Source organism: Maritimibacter sp. DP1N21-5 (assembly GCF_019218295.1).
In the GTDB taxonomy this organism is placed as follows: domain Bacteria; phylum Pseudomonadota; class Alphaproteobacteria; order Rhodobacterales; family Rhodobacteraceae; genus Maritimibacter.
Map to the genome: position 1 here is coordinate 565,793 of NZ_JAHUZF010000006.1, position 24,678 is coordinate 590,470.

Sequence of the window (24,678 nt, forward strand, 5' to 3'; positions counted from 1 at the left end):
GTCCGCCGGTTCGGGGATCGGCCAGTGCGGCCTCGCGCAGAGTCTGCGCTGGATTGCACAGAACCGCCGGTTGATATGGGTCTCATGTGCGCTCATGTCTAGCGCAACACCGCACACAGCAACCCCGACTGGGAGATCAGACATGACCAAACCGAAAATCGCCATCATCCTCGGCCAGACCCGCGACGCCCGCTTCGGCGCCGACCCGGCCAACTGGCTTCTCGAACAGGCGCAGAAACGCGACGACTTTGACGTGGAACTCGTTGACCTTGCCGACTACGACCTGCCGTTGTTCGACGAAGTCGCTTCCAACGCCTGGGTGCCCTCGCAGGACCCGAAAGCGATTGCATGGCAGAAGAAGGTGGCCGAGTTCGACGGCTACATCTTTGTCACTGCGGAATACAACCATTCGATCTCGGGCGCGCTGAAGAACGCTCTGGATCAGGCCTATGTGGAATGGGTTCGCAAACCCATGACCGCCTTCGGCTATGGCTCCATGGGCGCGGCCCGCGCGGTCGAGCATCTTCGCGCCATCGCGGTCGAGCTTCAGATGGCCCCGGTTCGCTCGGCGCTTCACCTGGGCGGCGCGGACTTCTTTGCCGCGCATCCGTTGGGCGCGGGCAAGGGCACAAAGGCGGTCGAGGAAAACCTTCTTCCTTCCGTTACCACCATGTTCGACGACCTGTCTTGGTGGGCGGCGAGCCTTCGGTCCGCCCGCAAGGAAACCGCTGCCAAAGCCGCGTAATCCACCCCGTCCTGTCCTCGAAGACAGGAAAGGCCCGCCTCTGGAGGCGGGCCTTTTTCTGTGGGAGCGGGCGAGGGCGGCAAGGATCGTCCAGCCCGCCCGCGACGGGTGATATTTGGCAGGGCTCGCGATCCTAGCTCAGGATCAACGCGCGGCAGCTCCCGATCTCGACCTCGGCGCGGTCGGCGGCCCAAGCCGCATCCTGCGCGTCGTCGTTGAAATGCGCCCGGGTCAGCAGGACCGAATGCGCGTATTTCGCCTCGATCCGACGGGCGAGCGTGTCGCGGGCATCTTCGGGCGCCATCACCGCTTCCAGCAGGGACACCATCGCATCCCGTTCGGCGCGTGCGGTTTCGCCATCCTGCCCAAGGAGCCATTCGAACTCCATCGTCGCGGACAGCCGCCCCGCGCAATTCGCGAACCCCATCGTCAGATCATTCGGTGCCGCCGAAGCGGCGGTTGGGAGAGCGAGAGCCAATAGGCCTGCCTGTATTTTCGATGTCAGCCTGCTCATGACGCCAGCTTTCCATAAAAATAAGGTCAGTAAAGCACGGAAACGGGGATGCTCCGGTCATGCTGCGAGCGCAAACATTCACGTTTCGTGAAGATCGGTCGCGAAGCCCCGAATTTTCCGAGCCTTTTTGACCAAATGATCAAGACCCCGATGCGGTTCCGCAGCGGAGCGATTTCATCTGGACTGTGGCTGAAGGAGCGCAGGGCGCGCGGTGGATCGACCCGGAAGGTCGCGATCCGCGCGCCCAGATCGTGAGTAGTTGTTACCGAACCTGCACGTTCGCGGCGCTTTCCGGCAGTTCCTCGTCGAAGCAGCGCTGGTAGAACTCGGCCACCGTCTGGCGCTCGAGCTCGTCGCATTTGTTGAGGAAGGTCAGGCGGAAGGCATAGCCCACGTTGCGGAAGATCTCGGCGTTCTGAGACCATGAAATCACCGTCCGCGGGCTCATCACCGTGGACAGATCGCCGTTCATGAAGGCCGTGCGCGTGAGGTCCGCGACTGTCACCATCTGGTTCACGGTCTTGCGGCCCGCTTCGGTGTTGTAATGCGGCGACTTGGCCAGCACGATGGCCGCCTCGGCGTCATGCGACAGGTAGTTCAGCGTCGCAACGAGCGACCAGCGGTCCATCTGCGCCTGGTTGATCTGCTGGGTGCCGTGATAAAGCCCCGTCGTGTCACCGAGACCCACGGTGTTCGAGGTCGCGAAGAGACGGAAATACTTGTTCGGCGTGATGATCTCGTTCTGGTCGAGAAGCGTGAGCTTGCCGTCATGTTCGAGGACTCGCTGGATCACGAACATCACGTCGGCGCGACCGGCGTCGTATTCGTCAAAGACGATGGCGACAGGGTTGCGCAGCGCCCAGGGCAGGATGCCTTCGTGGAACTCGGTCACCTGCTTGCCGTCGCGCAGCTTGATCGCGTCCTTGCCTATGAGGTCGATCCTGCTGATGTGGCTGTCGAGGTTCACCCGCACTGTCGGCCAGTTCAGACGCGCGGCGACCTGCTCGATATGCGTCGATTTGCCCGTGCCGTGATAGCCCTGGATCATCACGCGGCGATTGTGGGAAAACCCGGCGAGGATCGCGAGCGTGGTGTCGGGGTCGAATTTGTAGGTCGTGTCGAGTTCCGGCACGCGGTCCGTCCGGTCGGCGAACCCTTTCACCTTCATGTCGGTGTCGATGCCAAAAACCTCCCGGACCGAAACATCTTCGGTCGGCTTCGCGTTGATGTCGGTGTTGCCGTCAGCCATCGGGGGTCCTTCGTGTCGTCGTTTGTTCGTCGTCGCAACATACCGATTGTGCGGGCGAGGGAAAGGGGAACGCCGTGTTACAGGCGCAAACAGCCGACATTCGTTGCACCCGTCCGAAAAACGCATAAGGTGACCGCAGGTTACGAGGTGACATGACCACACGCGACGACATCGAGACCTTCATCGCCCGCTGTGCGCTGGGTGATCGCAAGGCGTTCAAATCGCTCTATGACGCGACCTCCGCGAAACTCTTCGGTGTCACCCTGCGTGTCTTGAATGACCGGGGCGAAGCAGAAGACGCGTTGCAGGAGATTTACGTGAAGGTCTGGAACGGCGCGAAGCGCTATCAGGCGGGCGGAGCGAGTCCCATGACGTGGCTCATCACCATCGCCCGCAATCACGCGATCGACCGCCTGCGCGCCCGCAAGCGGCACGACAGCGACGATGACGCCATGGCGCGGATGCCCGACCCCACGCCCGGGGTGGAACATCGCCTCGTCGCCAAGGCCGAGGCTCAACGTGTCGTCGAATGTTTCGGCACGCTGGAGGAAGAACGGGCCGAGGCTGTGCGCCGGGCCTATCTCGACGGAGAAACCTATGCGGATCTGGCGGATCGTTTCGCCGTGCCGCTCAATACAATGCGGACCTGGTTGCGCCGGTCCCTCATCAAACTGCGTGAGTGTCTGGAGGCATGACCGAAGACGACCTGCCATATGACGACCGTGTCCTCGCCGGTGAATACGCGCTGGGGCTGATGTCGATGTCCGAGGCGGCGGCCTTTGCCCGTCGTCTGAACGCCGAGCCCGCTCTGGCGGCGCTGGTGCGTGGCTGGCAGGAGGACTTCACGTCGCTGACCGACGACATCACGCCAGTCGCCCCGCCGACGCGCGTCTGGCGCGAGGTGCAGGGCCGGCTCTTCGGAGGCGACACCGGGCCACGCTGGCTCATGGCCGCGATCCCGACGCTGCTGGCCGCCTCGCTCGCGGTGCTTCTGTTCGTCGTGCCGCCTGCGGGGCTGGTGCGCCCGCCGGCCGATCCGCTCTATCACATCGACCTCGCCTCCGAGGACGGCACCCTCCTCTTGGCGGCCGGATACGACGGCGACACCGGCGAGCTTTACGTCATTCCCTACGACGCGCCGGACGAAGGCACGGTCCACGAGCTCTGGATTATCGCGGGGGGCAATGCGCCCGTCTCGATGGGCCTTCTGCCGGGCGACGATCCGGCCCGGATCGCCGTCGCGCCAGAAGTGGCGGCCCAGTTCGACGGCGCCACACTGGCCATTTCGGTCGAACCTCCGGGCGGCTCGCCTACCGGGGCGCCCACCGGGCCCGTCATCGCGACCGGCGGGGTGCAGACGCTCTGACCCGGCACTCGCAGGTGGTGCTTGTCTGACCTCGGCACACAGCCAAAGGGGGTGCTCCGGCAGCCCCCTTTGTCTTTCGAATCTGAGAAAAACCGTTACCCGGCAATGACTTCACGCATCCGTGATGCCGATTTTTGCAGCCCCTGAAACTCGCCTCGATCAGGCTTCGTGGCTTCCTGTGACCTCGCCGATCACGGGGGGGGAAACATTCAGGGAGATATCCATGCTACGCAAGATCATCGCAACTTCGACCGCCGCCCTGGCGCTGACCGCCTCGGCCGCCCTGGCCCAAAGCGAAAACCCCATGGTGGGCGGTGCGCCCATGTTCGCCGACAAGACCATCGTCGAGAACGCCGTGAATTCCGCCGACCACACCACGCTGGTCGCCGCCGTGCAGGCCGCGGGCCTTGTCGAAACGCTGTCGGGCCCGGGCCCCTTCACCGTCTTCGCGCCGACCAATGCCGCCTTCGAGAAGCTTCAGGCCGGCACCGTCGAGAACCTTCTGAAGCCCGAGAACAAGGAAATGCTGACCAAGGTCCTGACCTGCCACGTGGTCTCGGCTGACGCCATGTCCGACGCGATCAAGGGCATGATCGACGACGATGGCGGCACCCACCCGGTTCCGACCGTGGGCGGCTGCACGCTGCAGGCCACCTATGATGGCGACGAGATCATGCTCACGGACGAACGTGGCCGGACCGCAAATGTGACCATCGCCGATGTCGACCAGTCGAACGGCGTGATCCACGTGATCGACGAGGTTCTCCTGCCCGCCATGTAAGGCGGGCTCTCGAGGCCGAGCAGCCGCGGGATGCGAGGGACTGAGCAGCCTTCGCATCCCGCACCTGCCTTCCCGGGCGACGGTCCAAGGACCTGTTCCCCGGACCTTGGAACGGGTTGCGTCACCCAGTGGCGTGGCTCCAGCGGCGGGCCGATTGTCTGTCCCGTCCCCCGGTCCGCCGCGCCCGACCCCGCCCGAGCTTCACGCCGGGCGGGGTTGCTGTTGGGGCCCGACCAGCGGGACGGTGCCCTTGCACCTTGCCCCGGTGGCTGGTTTCATCCGACGAACGACCGCAACTTGGGGCAGGAGTGACGTTGGAGACCCTTCGCGAACTTTACTACGGGAACTCCGACCGGGCGCATCGCTTCCGCTATTGGCTGCTCGGGTTCGACGTGCTGACCATTTCCTATGTCATCGTCACGTCCTTCTTCGATCATGGAGCCACCGTCGAATGGATCGACTTCATGATCGGTATCGTGATCCTCACCGATTTCATCGCGCATCTTCTCGCGACCCGTGACCGCTTGCGGTATTTCATGCGCCTGTCCTCCTGGGCCGATGTCGTTGCACTGGTGAGCTTTCTCGCGCCCATCGCGGGCGAGGGGTTCGGTTTCCTGCGGATCCTGCGCACGCTCCGGCTCCTCCACACCTACCAGCTCACCGCGCGGCTCCGTCAGGACATCCGTTGGTTCTGCGAACACGAACAGGTGTTTCTGGCCACGGTGAACCTTTTTGTCTTCCTCTTCGTCATGACCGGGCTCATCTACGCCACGCAATACGGGCACAACCCGGACATCCGGCACTATGCCGATGCACTCTACTTCACGGTCACGACGCTCACCACCACCGGGTTCGGGGACATCACGCTCGACGGCACGGCGGGGCGGATGCTGTCGGTCGCCGTTATGATCGTCGGGATCACGCTGTTCCTGCGGCTTGCTGCGGCGCTCTTTCGCCCAGCCAAGGTGCGTCACGAATGCCAGACCTGCGGCCTCATGCTGCACGATCCCGATGCGGTCCACTGCAAACATTGCGGAGAAACCGTGAAGATCGAGACCGAGGGGGCGCTGTAGCCCACAAGGCAGGGGCGACCTGTGAAGAAGGCGCCCGGTCGGGGCGCCTTTGCAATCCGTTCAACCGGCCATGAACCGGCTCACTTGAAGCTGCGGCTGTCCTTGATCTGGTCCCAGGCCCAGACGACTTCCTGCAACTGCTCTTCCTGCGAGCGGTCGCCGCCGTTCATGTCCGGGTGCAAAACCTTGATCAAGGCCTTGTAGGACTTGCGGATTTCCGCCTTCGTCCAGTCGTCCTTGGCCTCGAGGATCTCGATGGCGCGCCGTTCGGTCGGCGGCAGCTTGCGTCCGCCGCCTGGCGCCGCCTTGCCGGGGTTCTTGGTGGCATTGCCGCCCAGCACCTGATGCGGGTCATCCACGCCCAGCCGCGACCAGGCGCGTTCCTCGGCGCTTTGCTTGAAGGACTTCGTCTCGCGTTCCCAGACGCGGTCCTTGGCCGCCTGCGCGTCCATTTCCTCTTCCGTGGCGCCGTTGAAGAAGTTCCACTTCAGATTGTACTCGCGCACGTGGTCCTTGCAGAACCACAGATATTCGTCGAGGTGGTCGGGGCTACGCGGTGCCCGGTACTGACCATGTTCTTCGCACCCCGGATGCTCGCAGACGCGTGTCGAGGTCTCGAAGGCCCCCGACATGCCGCGTTTGCCGCGCGTCTTTTTCTTCTTCGACGCCCCGACCGAAATGTCGAATCCAAAGGGATCGCTCTTGTCCATGACACCACTCTGTTCTTGTCGAGCGCAGGAGTTTAGACATTTTTGCGAGAGAGAGAAGAGGCGAGGAGGCGAAAAATGCCCAAGCAGGATGAAATCCGCGCGAAGCTCGAAGCTGCCTTTGCGCCACGGGTTCTCGAGGTGATCAACGAAAGCCACCGGCATGCGGGACATGCCGGGGATGATGGCTCCGGTGAGAGCCACTTTCGTGTGAAGATCGAAGCCGACGCCTTTGGCGGGCAGTCCCGTGTCGCCCGACATCGGGCCGTTCACGCCGCGCTGGGCGCAGACCTTCTGTCAGAGATCCACGCGCTCGCGCTCGAGGTTTCGGACTAGCGACGCAGGATCACTCCGCCGCGTGGGCCGTTTTCTCGTCCGTGCCGTCGGACTTCTTGATGTCCGAAGTCGTTGCATCGGGTGCGTTGGCGTCGGGTGCCTTGGCGTTGTCCTTCCTGTCCGCGACAAGCGCGGTCATCGTCGAGGGCACGGCATTGGCCACCGAGGCCGCCGGCAGAAGCGGTGCGCGATGATCGGCGTTTTCGTCGACGGTGATCGCCGGCGCGACACCGAACCCGTCGCTCTCGACCTTGGCGTCCGCGTCACGGCGGAACACCAGCATGTTCTGGAACACCGTCGTGCGTCCGGTGATGCCAGTGCGTTCTTCCGAGGGGAGCGTGTCGGTGCGCAGGTATTCCCAGCCCTCCGCCGCCATCTCGTTCATGCAGTCGGTGAGGGCGGTCGCGAAACGGCCCTCGGCGGTCTTCACGCCTCTTGCCTTCTTGCCCTTCCTGGGAGCCGGAACGACCCGGTATTCGTAGCGTTGCATGAAAAGTCCCTCTTTGCGTCGTTCGAGCCTACACGATTCGAACCTGTTCCGTCCAAACCCCCACGCGGGAACCGGGGTTCCCTGTGGCGGAAAAACAAAGGGTCTCCAGCCTTTGGGGAGGGGTGTCAATGCGCCCCCATATCTGGTCCGGATTTGCGCGGAATTCCGATCCCCCGCCCGGCGCGTTCCGGCCAGACATCGGGCTTATGGGCGTCGTGGAAGGCGCGGAGCCGGTCCAGCACGTCCGCCGGCATCGGCGCGACTCGCGGCCCGGACATGTCGATGTGAAGTCCGAGCGCCTCGCCTGTGGCGGCGATCCAGCCGTCTTCGTGGTGGATTTCCTGGAAGGTGTGGAAGCGCTTGTCGTCATGGTCGAGCAGCCAGCTATGGACGCGGAGTTTCGCGCCTAGGTGCAGTTCGCGCAGGTAACAGATGTGGAACTCGGCCGTATAGGTCGTAAGCCCCCGTTCGCGGATATAGTCCTCGCCAAAGCCGATCGTGGGATAGAAACTGTCGGCCGCCGTGTCGAAGAGCACGTTGTAATAGGCCATGTTGAGGTGACCGTTGTAGTCGATCCACTCCGGCTTGATCTCCATCACCGGTGAAATATGCGGCTGTCCCATGACGCTACTCCTTTGCTCTTGCCGGAAGGCTAGGGGTCCGGGGCGCGAGCGCAAGGGGAACATGAGGGAACGGTGGCCCCGCGCGGCGGACATGCCCGCCATGCTTTGCGTCAGATCATGTTTTCGGTAACGGTCGTTGCGTAGAGATCGGCCCCGAACAGGCACACAGGAGCACCCCATGACCCAAGACCGCATCGCCCATCCCGGCCTACGTGACCGGTTGATGAGCGCGGCCGAGGCCGCCGCGCTGATCGCGCCCGGCGATACCGTGGGCATGTCGGGCTTCACCGGCTCGGGCTATCCCAAGGCGATCCCACCAGCGCTTGCCGCGCGGATCGAGGCCGCCCATGCGGCCGGCGAGGCCTTTCGTATCAAGCTTTGGACCGGGGCCTCGACGGGGCCGGAGCTTGACGGGGCGCTGTCTCGGTCGAACGCGATCGAATACCGCTTGCCCTACAACTCCGATCCGGTCGGGCGCGACAAGATCAACCGAGGCGAAATCGACTACCTCGACATGCACCTCTCCCATGTGGCGCCGATGGTCTGGGAAGGCTTCTTCGGCAAACTCGACGTCGCCGTGATCGAGGTGGCGGGGATCAAGGAAGACGGCGCCCTGATCCCGGCGACATCTGTGGGCAACAACAAGACCTGGATCGACTGCGCCGAGAAGGTCATCCTCGAAGTCAACGCCTGGCATGACCTGCGGCTCGAGGGGATGCACGACATCTACTATGGCACCGCGCTGCCGCCCAACCGCGTGCCGATCCCGATGGTGCGGGCCGATGACCGGATCGGCCAGACCACTTTCCGCTGTGACCCGGACAAGGTGGCGGGTATCGTTCTGACCGACCTTCCAGACCGCAACACGCCGTTTAGTCCCATCGACGACGTCTCGCGCGAGATCGCCGGTCTGATCGTGGAGTTCCTTGGCCACGAGGTGCGGGCCGGGCGGCTGACCGACCGGCTTCTGCCGCTGCAATCGGGGGTGGGTAACGTGGCCAACGCGGTGCTCGACGGTCTGCGGACCGCGCCCTTCGAGGGTCTGCGTGCCTATACCGAGGTGCTTCAGGACGGAATGCTCGACCTCATCGACTGCGGCAAGCTCCTGAGCTGTTCGACCACCGCCCTGAGCCTGTCTCCCGAGGGCGCGCGGCGTTTCTGGGACAATCTCGACTACTACCGCGACAAGGTGATCCTGCGCACGACCGAGATTTCTAACCACCCCGAAGTGATCCGGCGTCTCGGCTGCATCTCGATGAACGGCATGATCGAGGCGGACATCTACGGCAACGTGAACTCCTCGCTCGTGATGGGTTCGAAGATCATGAACGGCATCGGCGGGAGCGGCGATTTCGCCCGCAACGCGTTTCTCTCGCTCTTCGTCTCGCCCTCGACCGCCAAGGGCGGCAAGATCTCGGCCATCGTGCCCCAGGCGAGCCATGTCGACCACATCACGCAGGACGTGCAGGTGATCGTGACCGAGCAGGGGCTCGCCGACCTGCGCGGGCTCGCCCCGAAGAAGCGCGCCGAGGCGATCATCGCGAACTGCGCGCATCCAACCTATCGCGATGCGTTGCGAGACTACTACGACCGGGCGCGCGCCGGGGCTTACGGGCTCCAGACGCCGTCCTTGCCCGGCGAGGCGCTGTCCTGGCACCAGCGGTTCATCGACACCGGCGACATGCGGACCTGACCCCGACAGGCTGCGATGTCCCATTCGGTCCATTTTCGGCTGGCCTTGCCCGAGGGACGGAGCTAGGGCGGTGACATGACCGATACTCTGCCCCCGTGCCCCGACTGCGCCTCGACCCTCACCTATGAGATGGACGCCCTCTTCGTCTGCCCGGAATGTGGCCACGAATGGAGCGGGTCCGCCTCCGAAGACGTGGTGCGTGACGCGGTGGGCAACGTGCTTGCCGATGGCGACACCGTCACCGTCATCAAGGACCTGAAGGTCAAGGGCTCCTCGCAGGTCGTGAAAGTGGGCACCAAGGTCAAGGGCATCCGGCTGGTCGAGGGCGATCACGACATCGACTGCAAGGTGCCGGGCATCGGGCAGATGGGGCTCAAGTCCGAGTTCGTGAAGAAGGTGGCGGACTGACGCCCATGGTCCGACAGTCGGGCTTGATGCCGCCGGACCGGCTTCGTAGCCTTGGCGCGGTTTCGACGGCAGGGAGGCGCGGGTGAGCGGATCTGGATATGGACGGGCGGCGGTGCTTCTGGGGGCCGTGGCGATCGCGCTCTCGGGCTGCGGGGTGGTGCGCAAGAAGACGGCGGTTGTCAGTTCTTCCGACATGAACTGCCTGACGCGCGCGATGTATTTCGAATCGCACCAGTCGAGCCGCGACGGGCTCGTCGCGGTGGGGTCCGTGGTGATGAACCGGGTGGCGAGCCCGGATTTCCCGAACACGGTCTGCGGGGTCGTGACCCAGCGCAACCAGTTCGCCTCCGGCGTGATGACGAAGGACATGAACCCGCGCAACCTGCCCCTGGTGCAGGAGGCGGCGGCTGCGGTGCTCGCGGGCGAGCGGCATCCGGGGATCGGAAACGCGCGGTTCTTCCATGTAGCGAGCTACCGTGCCGGATACGACAACATGCACTACGTGGTGACCACGGGGGGCAATGCCTTCTATGAGAAACGTAGCCCCGAGCTCGTGACCCAGCCGGTGCCGGTCGCGGCGACCGAAGGGATCACGGGATAGCTCACCGCCGTTCGAATTTCGCTTGCGCGAAATCCGACCCGCTGGGAGGGCGCTGCCCTCCCAGACCCTCCCGGGATATATTTGGACCAGAGAAGAAACGGGGTCAGAGCCCCAGTTTTTCCTTCACGAGCGTATCGACGGCGGCGGGGTTCGCCTTGCCGCCCGTCGCCTTCATCACCTGGCCCACGAACCAGCCTGCAAGCTTGGGGTTCTGCTTGGCCTTTTCGACCTGCTCGGGGTTGCCTGCGATGACCTCGTCCACGGCGGCTTCGATGGCGCCGGTATCGGTCACCTGTTTCATGCCGCGGGTTTCGACGATCTCGGCCGGGTCGCCGCCTTCGGTATAGACGATCTCGAAGAGGTCCTTGGCGATCTTGCCCGAGATGTCGCCCTTCTTGATGAGGGCAACGATCCCGCCGAGCTGGGCGGGGGAGATCGGGCTCTCGCCGATGTCCTTGTCGTCCTTCTTCAGGCGCCCGAAGAGCTCGTTGATGACCCAGTTGGCAGCACCCTTGCCGTCGCCCGCCGTCGCCACGACCGCCTCGAAGAAACCGGCGTTCTCGGTCTCGGCGGTGAGCACGCCCGCGTCATATTCCGACAGGCCGAAGTCCTTCACGAAGCGCGCTTTCTTGGCGTCGGGCAGTTCGGGGAGGGAGGCGGCGATGTCGTCGACCCAGGCCTGTTCGATCTCGAGAGGCAGAAGGTCGGGGCAGGGGAAGTAGCGGTAATCATGCGCCTCTTCCTTCGACCGCATGGAGCGCGTTTCGTTCTTGTCCGGATCGTAGAGGCGGGTCTCCTGCGTGATCTCGCCGCCGTCTTCCAAGATGGCAATCTGGCGGCGGGCCTCATAGTCGATGGCGGCCTGGATGAAGCGCATGGAGTTCATGTTCTTGATCTCGCAGCGGGTGCCGAGATGGCCGAAATCCTGCGTTTCCTGATACTTCTCATATTGGCCGGGGCGGCAGACCGAGACGTTCACGTCGGCGCGCAGGTTGCCGTTCTGCATGTTGCCGTCGCAGGTGCCGAGATAGCGCAGGATCTGGCGCAGTTTGGCGACATAGGCGGCGGCTTCCTCGGGCCCCCGGATGTCGGGGCGGCTCACGATTTCCATAAGCGCGACGCCGGTGCGGTTGAGGTCCACGAAGGACATCGCCGGGTCCATGTCGTGGATCGACTTGCCCGCGTCCTGTTCGAGGTGGATGCGCTCGATGCGCACGCGACGGGCCACGCCCGGGCCCATGTCAACGATCACCTCGCCCTCGCCCACGATAGGGTGGTAGAGCTGCGAAATCTGATAGCCCTGTGGGAGGTCCGGGTAGAAGTAGTTCTTGCGGTCGAAGGCGGAGAAGATGTTGATCTCGGCCTTGAGACCAAGCCCCGTGCGCACCGCCTGTTCGACGCAGAACTCGTTGATGACCGGGAGCATCCCCGGCATAGCCGCGTCCACGAAGGCGACGTTGGAATTGGGCTCGGCGCCGAATTTGGTCGAGGCCCCCGAGAAGAGCTTGGCGTTCGAGGACACCTGCGCGTGAATCTCCATCCCGATCACCAGTTCCCAATCGTCGCGGGCGCCGGAAATCACGGCGGGTTTCGGCGTTTCATAGGCGAGATGGTCGAGCATACCGGCGTCCTCTTGCGTGGTCCTTGCGCCTTCTAGGACAGGGGCCGGGGCGAGACAAGTCAGGAGAGACGCGTCGCCGGCAGGTGCGGGGGCGATCAAACGGTGCGGCCCGAGGGCCACATGGCGAGGCGAATCTCCGTCTTTCGGGGAACCGGCGCAATATGGCGCAAGGGTTGCCGAAACCTTTACGACCCAAGAAAACAAGGCCTCGCGTCGCAGTTCCTGCGCGCCTTCTCGCCATGGGTGCTATGTGAGGCGGCAATAATCCGCCCATTTTTGATGCGTTTTTGAATCCTTGTTGGCAGAACGCCCTGAATGACGTTCCTCGCGCCGACTGCAACAACGGACGGAACAGACCATTGGGACTTAAGCTTGTGCTTCTTGGGGGGATGATGGCGCTCTTGGCGGGATGCGCCGAGATGGATTTCGAAGAGGTGTTCTCGTCGAAATCACAAGCGGATGTGGACCTCACGATGCGCTGGGATCAGGTGCCGAACGGCAAGACCTGGACCGTGTCCACGATGAACGCGATCGACACCGAAGGCAAGAACCTGACGGCGATCATTCCGGGCGATATCGACACCTGGTGCCCGGGCTACCGGTCGGCGGACCTCGAAGGACGCAAGGCGTTCTGGACCGGGCTTCTGTCGACGCTGGCCAAACATGAAAGCACCTGGCGCCAGAGCGCTGTTGGCGGCGGTGGCCGCTGGTTCGGGCTGGTGCAAATCGCGCCCTCGACCGCGCGGCTTTACGGCTGCGATGCCCGCTCGGGCGAGGCGCTGAAGGACGGACACGAGAACCTCGAATGCGCGGTGAAGATCATGAACCGCACCGTGGCACGCGACGGCGTGATCAGCGCCGGGATGCGCGGTGTCGCCGCCGACTGGGGCCCGTTCCATTCGAGCACCAAACGCAACGACATGATCGCCTGGACCAATCAACAAAGCTACTGCCAGGCGCGGGGCTGACCCCGAACGAGAAACCGGAACAAGGCCGGACCAGAGGGCAAGCCGGGACGAAATGTCCCGGCGCCGATCGAGCGGGGGCGCCATTGGGCGCCCTCTTTTTTGTCGTGCTCCCGCCCGTCAAGCGCCCCGGATCCGGCTGACCATTTCGGTCGTATCCCGCGACAGACCCTCGGTCGCGAGGATGCGGTCCAGCGAGTCCCCGATCATGTCCTGCCGGTCCGCGTCGTAGCGGCGCCATGTCTCGAAAGCACCGGACATGCGGGCGGTGATCTGTGGATTGACCGGGTCAAGCCGGATCAGCCAGTTCGCCATGAGCCGGTAGCCGTCGCCGGTGGCCTGATGGAAGCCGGCGGGATGGGCGGCGAAGGCGCCGAAGACCGAGCGGAAACGGTTCGGGTTCTTCATGTTGAAGAGCGGATCGCGCGTGAGCGCCTCGGTCACGGCGACGGCGTGTTCGGGCGCGGCATGGCCGACCTGCATCATGAACCATTTGTCCATGACGAGGGCGTCGTCCTTCCAGGTCTCGCGGAACTCGGCGAGCGCGGTTTCCGCCTTGCCCGCGTCGAGCAGGCAAGAGAGCGCACCGAGCTTCAGCGTCATGTTGTCGGCGGTGTCCCACAGCTTCTGCGCCGCGCGGCCGCCGTCGAGCCGGGTGGTGAGCTTGAGCAGCCCCAGACCCAGCGACCGTTTCCCCGATTGCTCGGCGTTCGACTCGAAGGGCTCTGTGACGCGCATTTCAGCCGAGAGGCGGGGCAGGAGATCCTGAAGGTGCTCGGCCCGCGCCTGTTTGAGGGTCTCGGCGGCGTCGTGGATCGCGTCCGGGTCGGGGGTCACACCGGCGTCGAAGAGCGTCTGGGCCATGTCGTCCTCGCCCGGCATCTGCATGGCGAGCGCGCGGAAGGCTGGATCGAGGCTGTCGTCGCGCAGCATCGTGGCCAACGCGTCGAGATAGGCCGACTGTGGCGCCTCGTCGCCCGTGACCATGGCGGTCAGCACCTCTTTCGCGAGCGCGCGACCGGCTTCCCATTTGTTGAAGGGATCGGTGTCATGGGCGAAGAGGAAGGCGCGTTCGGCGGTCGTCATGTCGCGCTCGAGGATCACGGGGGCCGAGAAGCCGCGCAGGATCGAGGGGGTCGGTTTCGCGGCGAGGTCCTTGAAGGTGAAGGTCTGTGTGCCCTCGGTCATCTCGAGGATCTCGGTCGCGCGCACCTCGTCCCCATTGGGCGACAGAAGGCCCGTGGCGATCGGAATGACGAGCGGCTCCTTCACGTCCTGACCCGGGGTCGGCGGGGTCGATTGGGTGAAGGTGAGCTGGTAGGTGTTCCGCTCCGGCATCCAGTTTTCCGTCACCTTGAGGCGCGGGGTGCCGGCCTGTTTGTACCAGCGTTTGAACTGCGTCAGGTCACGCCCGGTCGCATCTGTGAAAACGGTGAGCCAGTCGTCGATGGTGCAGGCCTGTCCGTCGTGGCGCTCGAAGTAGAGGTCGAGCGCGCGGCGGTAATCCTCCGGCCCGACAAGAGTGTGGAGCATCCGGATGATCTCGGCGCCCTTCTCATAGATCGTCGCGGTGTAGAAGTTGTTGATCTCGACGAAGCTGTCGGGCTGGACCTGATGGGCGAGGGGGCCGTTGTCCTCGCGGAACTGGCGGCCCCGCAGCGCGATCACGTCGGAGATCCGGGCCACGGGTTCCGAGCGGACGTCGGCGGTGAAGCTCTGGTCCCGGAACACCGTCAGCCCTTCCTTGAGCGAGAGCTGGAACCAGTCGCGGCAGGTGATGCGGTTGCCGGTCCAGTTGTGGAAATACTCATGCGCGATGATCGCCTCGATGCGCTCGAAGTTGGCGTCGGTCGAGGTTTCGGGCGAGGCGAGAACCGCGGAGGTGTTGAATATGTTTAGCCCCTTGTTCTCCATCGCGCCCATGTTGAAGTCGCTGACCGCCACGATCTGGAAGATGTCGAGGTCGTATTCACGGCCATAGACGTCTTCGTCCCAGCGCATGGACTTCTTAAGGGCTTCCATCCCGAAGGCGGTCTTGGCTTCGTCGCCGGGACGGACCCAGAGCTTCAGATCCACGTGTTTGCCTGACATGGTCGTGAAGCTGTCCTCTCGCGCAACCAGGTCGCCGGCCACCAGAGCGAAGAGATAGGAGGGCTTGGGCCAAGGGTCGGTCCATTCGGTGAACCCGTCACCAACGCCCGTCGGATTGCCGTTCGACAGCATCACCGGGAGATCACCTTCGATGCGGACATGGAAGGGTGCCATCACGTCCGGGCGGTCGGGATAGTACGTGATCTTACGAAATCCCTCAGCCTCGCATTGCGTGCAATACATGCCGTTCGACATGTAGAGCCCTTCGAGGGAGGTATTGCTCTCTGGCGAAATCTCGACTTCTGCTTCGAAGACAAAGGGTTGGTCCGGGACGTTCAGAGTAATCCCGCCCTCGGCTTCCTCCGGCGTCACGGGCGTCCCATCGATGCTTGCGGAGATGAGCTTCAGCTCCTCCCCATGCAGAAAGAACCGCCTGTCGCGCGCCTCCGGGTTCGGGCGGAACGCAATGCGCGAGAGGACCCGCGTGGCGCTGGGGTGGAGCCGGAAGGTCAGCGCGACGCTGTCGATGACATAGGCGAAGGGCGTGTAGTCGGCGAGGAAGATCGGTTGCGGCTGGGAAGCGGGGGACGCGTCTTTCATGGGGGGCCTTCTTGTCCGGAGGTGGCGTCCCGGGATCGGAACGTCCTGTCGTGTCAGACGTTATGCTCCTGACCCGGGCGCGACAACCGCGCTCTTGGTAAGATTGCGAAAGGAGCAACCATGTCTGCGCCGCACACGAATATCGAACGTCAGCAACGCCGCCATTTTCCGGCTCTGGCCGGGATTGCTCTTGCGGTCCTCGTCGGGGGGATCATGGGAGCCGCTATGACCTACACCGCCATCGACCGCGCCGATGCGCCCGAGGCCACCGGTGTTTCGGATGCCACCGGCCAGCCTGTGGTAGAGTGACCCGACATCCAGTCCGAGGACCAACCCGAGGACCAACGAGCGCCTTCCGTGCCCCGGACCTGATCCGGGGCGCTTTGTCTTGCGTAGCGATGACCGAGGCAGGGGAACGAGTGATGTCCAACAAAATGCGCACGAAGGCCGATCTGCCGGTGAAAACCTGTGCAACTTGCGGTCGACCCTTTGCTTGGCGTCGCAAATGGGCGCGGGACTGGGAGAACCTGCGCTACTGCTCCAAGGCCTGTTCGGGCAAAAGGAGACCGGGATCGTCCGCAGCGGGTCCCGATCGGGCCCTTGTTTCCGATAGGAAACTCGCCTAAGCGGGAAGGACGCCACAGCAGCATTGGACAGGGAGACGGCACATGTCGGGACGCATCGAACGCAGCGGTTTGCAAGTCGCGCCGCAGATCGACGACTATGTGACAGCGGCGCTGCCCGGCACCGGCATCGAGGCGGATCACTTCTGGTCGGCCTTCGCCGATATCGTCGCCGACCTCACCCCGAGAAACGCGGCCCTTCTGGCGACCCGCGAGCGCATGCAGGGCGAGATCGACGCCTGGCACCGCGCCCGCAAGGGCGAGCTTTGGGACGCTGCCGCCTATACCGCGTTCCTGGAAGAGATCGGCTATCTCCTTCCCGAGGGTGACGATTTCACCATCGACACCGCCAACGTCGACCCCGAGATTGCGAGCATTGCAGGCCCGCAGCTCGTCGTGCCGATCACCAATGCGCGCTACGCGCTCAACGCCGCCAATGCCCGCTGGGGATCGCTTTACGATGCGCTCTACGGCACCGATGCGCTGGGCGATGCGCCTTCAGGCAAAGGATACGACCCCGAACGCGGCGCCCGCGTGATCACCTGGGCCAAAGCGCATCTGGACAAGGTCTCGCCCCTCGCCGGTGGGTCATGGTCCGACGTTACCGCGCTTCGCGTGGACGGGGGCGTCCTCCTCGTGACCGGCGCGCAGGGTGAGACCGGCCTCGCCGATCCATCGCAATTCGTCGGCTGGAATACGGACCTGTGTCCGCTTCAGGTGCTGCTCAAGGTCAACGGCTTGCACATTGAAATCCTCGTCGATCCCTCGACCGACGTGGGCAAACAGGACCCCGCCGGGATCAGCGACGTCTGGCTCGAGAGCGCCATGTCCGCGATCATGGACTGCGAAGACTCCGTTGCCTGCGTCGATGGCGAGGACAAGGCGCTGGCCTTTTCGAACTGGCTCGGCCTCATGAAAGGCGATCTGGTCGAAGAGGTGACCAAGGGGGGCGAGACCTTCACCCGGAAGCTAAATCCCGACGTCACCTATCAGACTGCGTCCGGCGAAATCACGGTGAAATGCCGCGCGCTGCTCCTCGTGCGCAACGTGGGCCACCTGATGACCAACCCGGCGATCCTTGACGCGAACGGCGCCGAGGTGCCCGAGGGCATCATGGACGCGATGATGACGACGCTCGCCTCGATGCACGACCTCGCGCGCAGGGCCAATTCGGTCACCGGCAGCTTCTATGTCGTGAAGCCCAAGATGCACGGGCCGGACGAGGTTGCCTTTGCCGACGAAATCTTTACCCGCGTCGAGGCCGCGCTGGGTCTGCCGCAATACACCGTGAAACTGGGGATCATGGACGAGGAACGGCGCACATCTGCGAACCTCAAGGAGTGTATCCGGGCCGCGCGCCACCGCGTCGCCTTCATCAACACCGGCTTCCTCGACCGGACCGGGGACGAAATCCACACGTCGATGGAACTCGGGCCGATGATCCGCAAGGGCGAGATGAAGAATACGCCCTGGATCGCGTCTTACGAGGCGCGCAATGTGGACATCGGGCTTGCCTGCGGACTGAAGGGAAAGGCCCAGATCGGCAAGGGCATGTGGGCGGCGCCCGACCGGATGGCGGACATGCTCGCCCAGAAGATCGCGCATCCCAAGGCCGGGGCGAACTGCGCCTGGGTGCCGTCGCCAACGGCAGCGACGCTGCATGCGACGCATTACCATCAGATCAACGTGGCCCGGGTTCAGGATGAGATCGCCAGGGGCGGGCCGCGCGGCACGCTCGCCGACCTTCTGACGCCCCCGGTTGCCGAGGGTGTGAACTTGTCCGATACCGAAATCCGCGAGGAGATCGAGAACAACGCCCAGGGCATCCTGGGTTACGTCGTGCGCTGGGTGGATCAGGGCGTCGGCTGTTCCAAGGTGCCGGACATTCACGACGTGGGCCTGATGGAAGACCGCGCGACCTGCCGGATATCGTCTCAGGCCCTCGCCAACTGGCTGCACCACGGCGTCGTCAGCGAGCACGAAGTCATGAGCGCCATGCGCAAGATGGCCGAAGTGGTGGATCGCCAGAACGCGGGCGACGCGGCCTATCAGCCGATGGCTCCGGGCTTCGACGGCATCGCCTTTCAGGCTGCCTGCGACCTCGTCTTCAAGGGGCGGGTGCAGCCCTCGGGCTACACGGAACCGGTCCTCCATACCCGGCGTCTGGAGCTCAAGGCGGGCCGCTAGGCGCCCGGCAGTTGTCGCCGCCTTAGGTATTTTCCACGGGTTGCGGGTCGTTGCGTCCTCGGCAAGGGTAGGGACCTGAGCGAGGGAGGACTTCACGTGACCATTCCGACCATTCTCGACGCCCGCCGCGTCGCCACCGACCGTCTTGAAACGCGTGTTCTGGCCGCCGGAGACCCCGGGGGCACACCCGTCGTCTTCGTGCACGGCAACCTCTCGGCGGCGACATGGTGGGAAGAGACCATGGCCCGGATGCCCGAGGGCACCTTCTGCGTCGCGATGGACCTGCGCGCCTATGGCGAGGCGGACCCGACGGCCAAGGTCGATGCCACGCGCGGGATGCGGGACTTCTCGGACGACATCGCGGCCCTCATGCGCGAGATGGGGATCGCGGCAGCGCATATGGTCGGCCACTCGCTGGGGGGCGCGGTGCTTTGGCAGTTCCTGAGCGACTATCCCGGCATGACGCTCTCACTCACGCAGGTCGCGCCGGGGTCGCCCTATGGTTTCGGGGCCTGCCGACCGGACGGGACGCCCTGTTTCCCCGACAATGCGGGATCCGGCGGCGGCGCGGTGAACACGGATCTCATCGCGCTGATGCAGGCGGGGGACCGCGGCGACGAAACGCCCAACCACATGCGCAACGTGCTCAATACCTATGTCTGGAAACCGCCCTTCGTGCCGGAACGGATCGAGGACATCCTGACCTCGGCACTCGCCCAGCATGTCGGGGACGAGGACTACCCCGGGGACTTCAGGGGGTCCGACAACTGGCCCGGTGTGGCGCCGGGTAAACTCGGTCCGATCAATGCGATGGCGCCCATCCATCAGTCCGACCCTCTGGGCTTTACCAAGACCGGCGCGCGGGCCCCGATTCTGTGGATCCGGGGTGCGGACGATCCGGTCGTCGCCGACGGCTCGCTCTTCGACCTGGGGACGTTGGGCAGTCTGGGTGCCGTGCCTGGTTGGCCCGGGGCCGAGGTCTTTCCGCCCCAGCCGATGATCGTCCAGACCGAACGAGCGCTAAAGGCCTACGAGGCGGCAGGCGGCACGGTGGAGCGTGTCGTATTCGACGATTGCGGCCATTCGCCCTATCTTGAAAAACCGGCCGCCTTCGACGAGGCTTTCCACGGATTTCTCGCCTGCTACGGGTGAGACCACCTGAGGAGACATTGAATGGCAGGCATATCCCTGCGCCGCGCGCGCACGATCATCCGAAAGACCATGGACCACGGACGCGAGGCAGGCTGGAAGCCGCTTTCCGTCGTCGTGGTCGATGCCGGTGGCCATGTGATCGCCTTCGAACGGTCCGACGGGGCGCCTCCGGGCCGCTTCGACATCGCGCTGGGCAAGGCGCGGGGCTGCGTCCTCATGGGGATGACCGGCACGCAGTTGCGCGACCGTGCCGAGACGCAGGCCTATTTCGTCACATCGGCGGGTGCGGCGCTGGGTCAGCACCTTGTCCCGGTGCCGGGGGGTATCCTTGTGCGCGATGCGAAGGGTACGATCCTCGGCGCGGTCGGCGTGACCGGCGACACGTCGGAGAACGATCTCGCGGCCGGCGCCGCGGCCATCGAAGCCGCCGGACTCGTCTCGGACGGCTGACAGATCCGGATCTTCTCTGGTCCATAAATATCCCGGGTGGGCCCGGGAGGGCAGAGCCCTCCCGACACGTCGGATTTCGCGAAAGCGAAATTCGACATGTCGTCGTCTCACCGGCTTGGGTGCGCGACCGACACCTCTTCTGTGCGCATCGGCCCTTTCCCAAAGCGCCGCGCGCGTATACCTTTTCTGCAAACGCGAAAGGATCATCGACCGCCATGGCCCGACCCAGGATCGGCATAATCGGAAACCCGGCCTTCTTGAACGAGACCTATCCGGTCCACGCGGGCGGCGTGATGAATTCCATCGCGGTGGCCGAAGTGTCCGGGGGCATGCCGCTGATGATCCCCGCCGATCCCGCCCTGGTCACGCTCGAGGACCTGCTCGAAACCTTCGACGGCTTCCTGCTGACCGGGGGTCGGCCAAACGTGCACCCCGAGGAATATGGCGAGGAAGCCACCGAGGCCCATGGCGCCTTCGACCGGGCGCGCGACGCGATCACATTGCCGCTGGTTCGCGCTTGCGTCGAACGGGGCCAGCCCTTCTTCGGCATCTGCCGCGGGTTCCAGGAGGTCAATGTCGCCATGGGTGGCACGCTCTATCCTGAAATCCGCGATCTGCCGGGCCGGATGAATCACCGGATGCCGCCCGAAGGCACCGTGGAGGAAAAATTCGCCCTGCGCCACAGCGTGACCTTTACCGAGGGCGGGGTGTTTCACAGGCTCTTCGGGGCGCAGACGGTCATGACAAACACGCTCCATGGTCAAGGTATCAAGGTGCCGGGCAAGCGGATCGTGATCGACGGCCACGCCGACGACGGCACGCCCGAGGCGATCTATGTCGCGGACGCTCCCGGGTTCACGCTCTCGGTCCAGTGGCACCCGGAATACAATGCCGCCAACGATCCCGTGTCGCGCCCCCTGTTCGAGGCGTTCGGCGTGGCGGCACGGGCCTGGGCCGAAGGGCGGCAGGCTGCGCCGGCGCAGGCGGTGCTCAGGGCGGGCTGAGACGCCGGGGCCGGGCGGACCGGAGGAAGTACGTCATGCGAAACCTTGTGATCGCCATCCTGCTTGCGGTGGGCATCGTTGCGCTGGTGCTCGTCCTGAATGCCGGGCGCGGTGACGGGACCACCGTGCGCACGGATGTGTCCAGCGACGCGGTGACGGAACTGGTTGCGGTCAGCGTGCCGGAGCTGGACGGGCAGGCCGCCGAGGGCCGCCTGGTCTATGTCGCGAACTGCGCGGGGTGCCACGGACCCAATGCAGGTGGCCTCGAAGGGGCCGGGCCGCCACTCGTTCACAAGATCTACGAGCCGTCTCATCACGGCGACATGGCCTTCTACCTTGCCGCGGTGCAAGGCGTTCGTGCGCATCACTGGGATTACGGTGACATGCCTCCGGTCACGGGGGTCACCGAGGCCGAGGTCGCCTCGATCGTGTCCTTCGTGCGCGCTTTGCAGCGCGAAAACGGCATCGAGTGACGAGGCGCCTCTGAGGCGGATCAGGCCACGAAGGACGACAGGAGCCGCGCTTCATACTCGCGCAGGACCTTGCGCGCGGTCTGGCCGTAGCCGTCGGGGTCGGCGCGCAGGTCCGGGAACAGCGTGAAGAGTTCCTCCCGCGCACCCGGGTCGATGGCGGTTAGCCCCTCGGCCCCGGGATGGAAGCTCTCGGAGGCCGCGCCATTGGCCCAGACGACCTCGTGGCGATCGAAGAGCATGTGGTAGTAGGTGACCCAGGGCACCTCGATCTGCCGGATTGAGCCTCCGTTTTCGAGGTGCTTGGCCGGGACGATCACCTCTGGCGTGTCGAAATAGATCGGCACCGGCCCGCCGGCGCAGAGCATCCGGTGCTGGGGCGAGACGTAGAGCACCCGGTCGTTGCCAAGTGCGCCGGGGGCGATGCGCATTGGTGCGATGGCGCCGCTGCCCGGAAGCGTGCGCCGCCCGATCCAACGAAGCGGCTGGGGGCCGTTGTCGCGGGTCAGGACGAAGTCGCCGGGGCGCAGGTCCTGAACCGGGCGTTCGCCATAGGGGGTCAGGATGCCGGTGTTCTGGGTGAAGCAGATGATCACGTTCTCGATGTTCGAGAAGTTCACCACCGTCCCGTCGGAGAGCGCGACCGAGCCGCTTTCACCGCTGGTATAGGTGATCGACCCCCAGTCGATGAGGCCGGCGAAGTCGAGCGTGTCGCCCGTGCCTTCGTCGCTTTCCGAGCCGACGATGGTGATCACGCTGCCCGGGCCGCCAAGCGCCAGCGTCGGGTCGAGGAAGAAGCTGTCGTCGCCTTCGCCGCCGTGGGCCGTATCGCCCGCGCCCAGGTGGAAGATGTCGTCGCCCGCGCCGCCATACATCCTGTCGGACCCGGCCCCGCCGATCAGCGTGTCATTGCCGCCGGGGGTGGGTTCGAGCAGATAGAGCTGCACGTTGTCGACCGACGCGCCTTCGTTCGCGCTCGCGCCGCCTCCCACGAAGGTGAGCTGGTTCGTGCCGTCGCCCGAGCCCCCGGTGACCACGAATTCATAGCTCTCGAAGGTCGAGGTGTCGTCCGGGTCGATGACGGCGATCACTTCGCCGCCCCACATCACGGTGACGGTGTTGTCGCCCGGCGTGCCGTCCGCCGCGCTGGCGTAATCGGCCACGTCGAAGGTGAGCAGATAGTTCTCGCCCGTGGTGATCCCCGCCACCGTCTGCGTGACCGAGGACTGGCCAGCCGAGGCCGCCATGTCGAGCCAGTTCGACCCTTCGGAGGCGTTCACACCGTAGCGTGGGAGGTGAAAATCTATGTCGCCGCCGTTCGTCTCGAACCACCCCGGAACGGTGGACCCGGAGGATTGATATCCCCACCCGGTCGAGGTCATACCGCTCGTATCCTCGAAGGAGCCGTTCACGATGAGGTTGGGGCCGGTGGGCTCGGGCGGGGCGTCGCCATAGAGCACGTCGTCTCCGTCGCCGCCATCGACAGTGTCGTTCCCGGTGCCACCCTCGATCCGGTCGTTGCCGGTGCCGCCGGTGATCGTGTCGTCGCCCCCGTCCCCGAAAAGCGTGTCGTTGCCCGCGCCGCCGTCAATGGTGTCGTTGCCGGTCGCTTCGAGCAGCGAGGTGAAATGGACGTCCGAGACCCAGAGATACTGCTGGTTCGCGTTGACGTTGGCATAGACGATCTCGATCGTCTGGACGGGACCGGCCACGGTGATGAGCGCCGAACCTTGGGCCGAGCTCTGCGCATCGGCGGTGTTGGCGGCGGTGATGACATTGCCCGAGACGGAATCGTTGCCTGAAAGCGAGATGGTCACCGGCACCGGGTTTCCCTCGGCGTCATAGGCGCTGATCGTGATCACGTCGCGCCAGGACCCGGAGGCCGCGTCGATGTCGTTCAGGCGGAACGAAACGTTCTGGACCTCGTCCATAGTGTTCGCGCCCGTGCCAGCAAAGCTGATCGCCGTCGTGGATACGGTCCCCGACCCGGTAGCGCCCAGAAGCAGGTTCGACGTGGCGTCCTGCACCTCCCCCGTAGCCTTGTAGGTCGACGCGTTGCTGGTGACGAAGCTCGCGTTGCCGTTCTCGTCGGTGAAGTTGACGGTGACGTCCACGGTGCCGGTGTTCTGGGTGAACCCCGCCTCGATGTCGGAACCCGAGGCCGCCTGCTGGATCCAGTCGAGGTGCTGTGCGGTGCCTACGGTCGACTGGGTGTCGCCGTAGATGACGTCGTCGCCATCTTCGCCATAGAGCGCGTCGTCCCCGTCGCCCCCATAGATCGTGTCGTCGCCGAAACCCGCCCAGACCGTGTCGTTGCCCGCGCCCGCGTAGACCGTGTTGTCCTGATGCGTGACGCCCCCGCCGAAGCCATCGTCGATCCGGTCGCCCTGCGCATCCGTGTAGGAGGTGTTGATCGTGTCGGCCCCGGCGGTGCCGTCCACCATGTTGTCGTCCCAGACGTAGTCGGCGGCGTTGAAGGCCGGATCGCCCGCCGCCACGTTGGGGTTCGTGTCGTATTGCAACACCCGGTATTGCTGGCCGACCTCGAGCGGTCGCTCGGACAGGGTGTAAAGCCCCGCGGCGCTGCCGTTTTCCACATCTAACTGGATGACCTGAAAGGTCTCGCCGGTGGTGACGTTCTGGATCGTCCAGACGATCTCGCCGTCGACGGGCGTATTGTTCGAGGTCAGGCCATCCAGCGTTACGTTCGCCGTCGCGCTTTCGCCGCCCGCGTTGTCGTCGTCGAGCGTGGTGCCCTGGATGCCCGATTCCGGGTCGTTCACGGTGGCCTTGCCCACCGCCGTGGCGGGGCCGGTCCATGTAAACGTGCTGTTGATCCCGGTCGAGAATATACCCGACGGGTTTACGGCATAGAATCTGACCAGATAGGTCGCCATGTCCTAATAAACGCTCTGCCTCGAAGCCGCCG

The 24,678-nt window shown here is 64.7% G+C and carries 25 protein-coding genes; 17 read left to right on the forward strand and 8 right to left on the reverse strand.

Going from position 1 to position 24,678, the window contains the following annotated elements; all coding sequences use genetic code 11:
• Positions 1 to 142 precede the first annotated feature (142 nt).
• Positions 143 to 745: an NADPH-dependent FMN reductase gene (locus KJP29_RS10360; protein ID WP_218463485.1), complete on the forward strand. Its 603-nt coding sequence runs from the start codon at positions 143 to 145 to the stop codon at positions 743 to 745.
• Between the two features lie 133 nt (positions 746 to 878).
• On the opposite strand, the gene KJP29_RS10365 is transcribed toward KJP29_RS10360, so the two are convergent.
• Both KJP29_RS10365 and cobS read right to left on the reverse strand, forming a co-directional pair.
• Entirely contained in the window at positions 879 to 1,259 is a 381-nt protein-coding gene (locus KJP29_RS10365; RefSeq protein WP_218463486.1) for a hypothetical protein, read from the reverse strand.
• A 262-nt stretch (positions 1,260 to 1,521) separates the two neighbouring features.
• A complete protein-coding gene (gene cobS, locus KJP29_RS10370; RefSeq protein ID WP_218463487.1) occupies positions 1,522 to 2,508 on the reverse strand; it encodes a cobaltochelatase subunit CobS in 987 nt (328 codons plus the stop codon).
• Between the two features lie 152 nt (positions 2,509 to 2,660).
• Here cobS and KJP29_RS10375 point away from each other — a divergent pair, with 152 nt between their 5' ends.
• The 4 genes from KJP29_RS10375 (at position 2,661) to KJP29_RS10390 (ending at position 5,728) form a co-directional block, all read left to right on the forward strand.
• On the forward strand, positions 2,661 to 3,203 hold the full coding sequence (locus tag KJP29_RS10375) for a sigma-70 family RNA polymerase sigma factor (protein WP_218463488.1): 543 nt from the start codon (positions 2,661 to 2,663) through the stop codon (positions 3,201 to 3,203).
• Entirely contained in the window at positions 3,200 to 3,874 is a 675-nt protein-coding gene (locus tag KJP29_RS10380) for an anti-sigma factor domain-containing protein (protein WP_218463489.1), read from the forward strand. Before KJP29_RS10375 ends, KJP29_RS10380 begins: the two co-directional genes overlap by 4 nt.
• 223 nt (positions 3,875 to 4,097) lie before the next feature.
• Positions 4,098 to 4,655, forward strand: coding sequence for a fasciclin domain-containing protein (locus tag KJP29_RS10385; protein ID WP_218463490.1), 558 nt, complete (start codon positions 4,098 to 4,100; stop codon positions 4,653 to 4,655).
• A 314-nt stretch (positions 4,656 to 4,969) separates the two neighbouring features.
• Positions 4,970 to 5,728 (forward strand): ion channel, encoded by a 759-nt coding sequence (locus KJP29_RS10390; RefSeq protein WP_218463491.1) that lies wholly within the window; start codon positions 4,970 to 4,972, stop codon positions 5,726 to 5,728.
• A gap of 80 nt (positions 5,729 to 5,808) precedes the next feature.
• Here KJP29_RS10390 and KJP29_RS10395 read toward each other — a convergent pair whose 3' ends face one another.
• Positions 5,809 to 6,438, reverse strand: coding sequence for a J domain-containing protein (locus tag KJP29_RS10395; protein ID WP_218463492.1), 630 nt, complete (start codon positions 6,436 to 6,438; stop codon positions 5,809 to 5,811).
• Positions 6,439 to 6,513: 75 nt separating this feature from the next.
• Between KJP29_RS10395 and KJP29_RS10400 the strand changes: the two genes are divergently transcribed.
• Positions 6,514 to 6,771 (forward strand): BolA family transcriptional regulator, encoded by a 258-nt coding sequence (locus KJP29_RS10400; protein WP_218463493.1) that lies wholly within the window; start codon positions 6,514 to 6,516, stop codon positions 6,769 to 6,771.
• A 10-nt stretch (positions 6,772 to 6,781) separates the two neighbouring features.
• Here KJP29_RS10400 and KJP29_RS19295 read toward each other — a convergent pair whose 3' ends face one another.
• Both KJP29_RS19295 and KJP29_RS10410 read right to left on the reverse strand, forming a co-directional pair.
• Positions 6,782 to 7,261, reverse strand: coding sequence for a DUF4177 domain-containing protein (locus KJP29_RS19295; protein ID WP_255553555.1), 480 nt, complete (start codon positions 7,259 to 7,261; stop codon positions 6,782 to 6,784).
• A gap of 125 nt (positions 7,262 to 7,386) precedes the next feature.
• Complete coding sequence (locus KJP29_RS10410; protein ID WP_218463494.1) at positions 7,387 to 7,884, reverse strand: thioesterase family protein; 498 nt, start codon at positions 7,882 to 7,884, stop codon at positions 7,387 to 7,389.
• A 178-nt stretch (positions 7,885 to 8,062) separates the two neighbouring features.
• On the opposite strand from KJP29_RS10410, the gene KJP29_RS10415 reads away from it, so the two are divergent.
• The 3 genes from KJP29_RS10415 (at position 8,063) to KJP29_RS10425 (ending at position 10,586) form a co-directional block, all read left to right on the forward strand.
• On the forward strand, positions 8,063 to 9,577 hold the full coding sequence (locus KJP29_RS10415) for an acetyl-CoA hydrolase/transferase family protein (RefSeq protein ID WP_218463495.1): 1,515 nt from the start codon (positions 8,063 to 8,065) through the stop codon (positions 9,575 to 9,577).
• Between the two features lie 75 nt (positions 9,578 to 9,652).
• Positions 9,653 to 9,985, forward strand: a complete 333-nt coding sequence (locus KJP29_RS10420; protein ID WP_218463496.1) for a zinc ribbon domain-containing protein YjdM — start codon at positions 9,653 to 9,655, stop codon at positions 9,983 to 9,985.
• Positions 9,986 to 10,067: 82 nt separating this feature from the next.
• On the forward strand, positions 10,068 to 10,586 hold the full coding sequence (locus KJP29_RS10425; protein WP_370630863.1) for a cell wall hydrolase: 519 nt from the start codon (positions 10,068 to 10,070) through the stop codon (positions 10,584 to 10,586).
• A 103-nt stretch (positions 10,587 to 10,689) separates the two neighbouring features.
• Here the strand turns inward: KJP29_RS10425 and gatB are convergent, their stop codons facing one another.
• Positions 10,690 to 12,207, reverse strand: a complete 1,518-nt coding sequence (gene gatB, locus KJP29_RS10430) for an Asp-tRNA(Asn)/Glu-tRNA(Gln) amidotransferase subunit GatB (RefSeq protein ID WP_218463497.1) — start codon at positions 12,205 to 12,207, stop codon at positions 10,690 to 10,692.
• Between the two features lie 359 nt (positions 12,208 to 12,566).
• Between gatB and KJP29_RS10435 the strand changes: the two genes are divergently transcribed.
• Positions 12,567 to 13,175, forward strand: coding sequence for a transglycosylase SLT domain-containing protein (locus KJP29_RS10435; RefSeq protein WP_255553556.1), 609 nt, complete (start codon positions 12,567 to 12,569; stop codon positions 13,173 to 13,175).
• Positions 13,176 to 13,292: 117 nt separating this feature from the next.
• Here KJP29_RS10435 and pepN read toward each other — a convergent pair whose 3' ends face one another.
• Positions 13,293 to 15,863, reverse strand: coding sequence for an aminopeptidase N (pepN, locus tag KJP29_RS10440; protein ID WP_218463498.1), 2,571 nt, complete (start codon positions 15,861 to 15,863; stop codon positions 13,293 to 13,295).
• A gap of 120 nt (positions 15,864 to 15,983) precedes the next feature.
• On the opposite strand from pepN, the gene KJP29_RS10445 reads away from it, so the two are divergent.
• The 7 genes from KJP29_RS10445 (at position 15,984) to KJP29_RS10475 (ending at position 21,752) form a co-directional block, all read left to right on the forward strand.
• On the forward strand, positions 15,984 to 16,172 hold the full coding sequence (locus KJP29_RS10445) for a hypothetical protein (RefSeq protein ID WP_218463499.1): 189 nt from the start codon (positions 15,984 to 15,986) through the stop codon (positions 16,170 to 16,172).
• A 125-nt stretch (positions 16,173 to 16,297) separates the two neighbouring features.
• The gene (locus KJP29_RS10450) at positions 16,298 to 16,489 is read left to right on the forward strand and encodes a DUF2256 domain-containing protein (RefSeq protein WP_218464921.1); all 192 of its coding nucleotides are present in this window, start codon (positions 16,298 to 16,300) and stop codon (positions 16,487 to 16,489) included.
• Between the two features lie 42 nt (positions 16,490 to 16,531).
• Positions 16,532 to 18,673, forward strand: coding sequence for a malate synthase G (locus tag KJP29_RS10455; RefSeq protein WP_218463500.1), 2,142 nt, complete (start codon positions 16,532 to 16,534; stop codon positions 18,671 to 18,673).
• Between the two features lie 96 nt (positions 18,674 to 18,769).
• Entirely contained in the window at positions 18,770 to 19,825 is a 1,056-nt protein-coding gene (locus tag KJP29_RS10460) for an alpha/beta fold hydrolase (protein ID WP_218463501.1), read from the forward strand.
• Between the two features lie 21 nt (positions 19,826 to 19,846).
• On the forward strand, positions 19,847 to 20,275 hold the full coding sequence (locus KJP29_RS10465) for a heme-binding protein (RefSeq protein WP_218463502.1): 429 nt from the start codon (positions 19,847 to 19,849) through the stop codon (positions 20,273 to 20,275).
• A gap of 215 nt (positions 20,276 to 20,490) precedes the next feature.
• Positions 20,491 to 21,279 (forward strand): gamma-glutamyl-gamma-aminobutyrate hydrolase family protein, encoded by a 789-nt coding sequence (locus KJP29_RS10470; RefSeq protein ID WP_218463503.1) that lies wholly within the window; start codon positions 20,491 to 20,493, stop codon positions 21,277 to 21,279.
• Between the two features lie 35 nt (positions 21,280 to 21,314).
• Positions 21,315 to 21,752: a cytochrome c gene (locus KJP29_RS10475; protein WP_218463504.1), complete on the forward strand. Its 438-nt coding sequence runs from the start codon at positions 21,315 to 21,317 to the stop codon at positions 21,750 to 21,752.
• A gap of 20 nt (positions 21,753 to 21,772) precedes the next feature.
• On the opposite strand, the gene KJP29_RS10480 is transcribed toward KJP29_RS10475, so the two are convergent.
• Positions 21,773 to 24,646, reverse strand: coding sequence for a Hint domain-containing protein (locus KJP29_RS10480; protein WP_218463505.1), 2,874 nt, complete (start codon positions 24,644 to 24,646; stop codon positions 21,773 to 21,775).
• Between the last annotated feature and the right edge of the window lie 32 nt (positions 24,647 to 24,678).

What these genes read in the sequence shown, in the direction of transcription:
- cobS (WP_218463487.1), bottom strand. Translation starts at nt 2,508, where the DNA reads ATGGCTGACGGCAACACCGACATCAACGCGAAGCCGACCGAAGATGTT.
- KJP29_RS10455 (WP_218463500.1), top strand. Translation starts at nt 16,532, where the DNA reads ATGTCGGGACGCATCGAACGCAGCGGTTTGCAAGTCGCGCCGCAGATC.
- KJP29_RS10360 (WP_218463485.1), top strand. Translation starts at nt 143, where the DNA reads ATGACCAAACCGAAAATCGCCATCATCCTCGGCCAGACCCGCGACGCC.
- KJP29_RS10400 (WP_218463493.1), top strand. Translation starts at nt 6,514, where the DNA reads ATGCCCAAGCAGGATGAAATCCGCGCGAAGCTCGAAGCTGCCTTTGCG.
- KJP29_RS19295 (WP_255553555.1), bottom strand. Translation starts at nt 7,261, where the DNA reads ATGCAACGCTACGAATACCGGGTCGTTCCGGCTCCCAGGAAGGGCAAG.
- KJP29_RS10375 (WP_218463488.1), top strand. Translation starts at nt 2,661, where the DNA reads ATGACCACACGCGACGACATCGAGACCTTCATCGCCCGCTGTGCGCTG.
- KJP29_RS10470 (WP_218463503.1), top strand. Translation starts at nt 20,491, where the DNA reads ATGGCCCGACCCAGGATCGGCATAATCGGAAACCCGGCCTTCTTGAAC.
- KJP29_RS10445 (WP_218463499.1), top strand. Translation starts at nt 15,984, where the DNA reads ATGTCTGCGCCGCACACGAATATCGAACGTCAGCAACGCCGCCATTTT.
- KJP29_RS10385 (WP_218463490.1), top strand. Translation starts at nt 4,098, where the DNA reads ATGCTACGCAAGATCATCGCAACTTCGACCGCCGCCCTGGCGCTGACC.
- KJP29_RS10410 (WP_218463494.1), bottom strand. Translation starts at nt 7,884, where the DNA reads ATGGGACAGCCGCATATTTCACCGGTGATGGAGATCAAGCCGGAGTGG.
- gatB (WP_218463497.1), bottom strand. Translation starts at nt 12,207, where the DNA reads ATGCTCGACCATCTCGCCTATGAAACGCCGAAACCCGCCGTGATTTCC.
- KJP29_RS10420 (WP_218463496.1), top strand. Translation starts at nt 9,653, where the DNA reads ATGACCGATACTCTGCCCCCGTGCCCCGACTGCGCCTCGACCCTCACC.
- KJP29_RS10415 (WP_218463495.1), top strand. Translation starts at nt 8,063, where the DNA reads ATGACCCAAGACCGCATCGCCCATCCCGGCCTACGTGACCGGTTGATG.
- KJP29_RS10395 (WP_218463492.1), bottom strand. Translation starts at nt 6,438, where the DNA reads ATGGACAAGAGCGATCCCTTTGGATTCGACATTTCGGTCGGGGCGTCG.
- KJP29_RS10475 (WP_218463504.1), top strand. Translation starts at nt 21,315, where the DNA reads ATGCGAAACCTTGTGATCGCCATCCTGCTTGCGGTGGGCATCGTTGCG.
- KJP29_RS10480 (WP_218463505.1), bottom strand. Translation starts at nt 24,646, where the DNA reads ATGGCGACCTATCTGGTCAGATTCTATGCCGTAAACCCGTCGGGTATA.
- KJP29_RS10380 (WP_218463489.1), top strand. Translation starts at nt 3,200, where the DNA reads ATGACCGAAGACGACCTGCCATATGACGACCGTGTCCTCGCCGGTGAA.
- KJP29_RS10450 (WP_218464921.1), top strand. Translation starts at nt 16,298, where the DNA reads ATGCGCACGAAGGCCGATCTGCCGGTGAAAACCTGTGCAACTTGCGGT.
- KJP29_RS10465 (WP_218463502.1), top strand. Translation starts at nt 19,847, where the DNA reads ATGGCAGGCATATCCCTGCGCCGCGCGCGCACGATCATCCGAAAGACC.
- KJP29_RS10365 (WP_218463486.1), bottom strand. Translation starts at nt 1,259, where the DNA reads ATGAGCAGGCTGACATCGAAAATACAGGCAGGCCTATTGGCTCTCGCT.
- pepN (WP_218463498.1), bottom strand. Translation starts at nt 15,863, where the DNA reads ATGAAAGACGCGTCCCCCGCTTCCCAGCCGCAACCGATCTTCCTCGCC.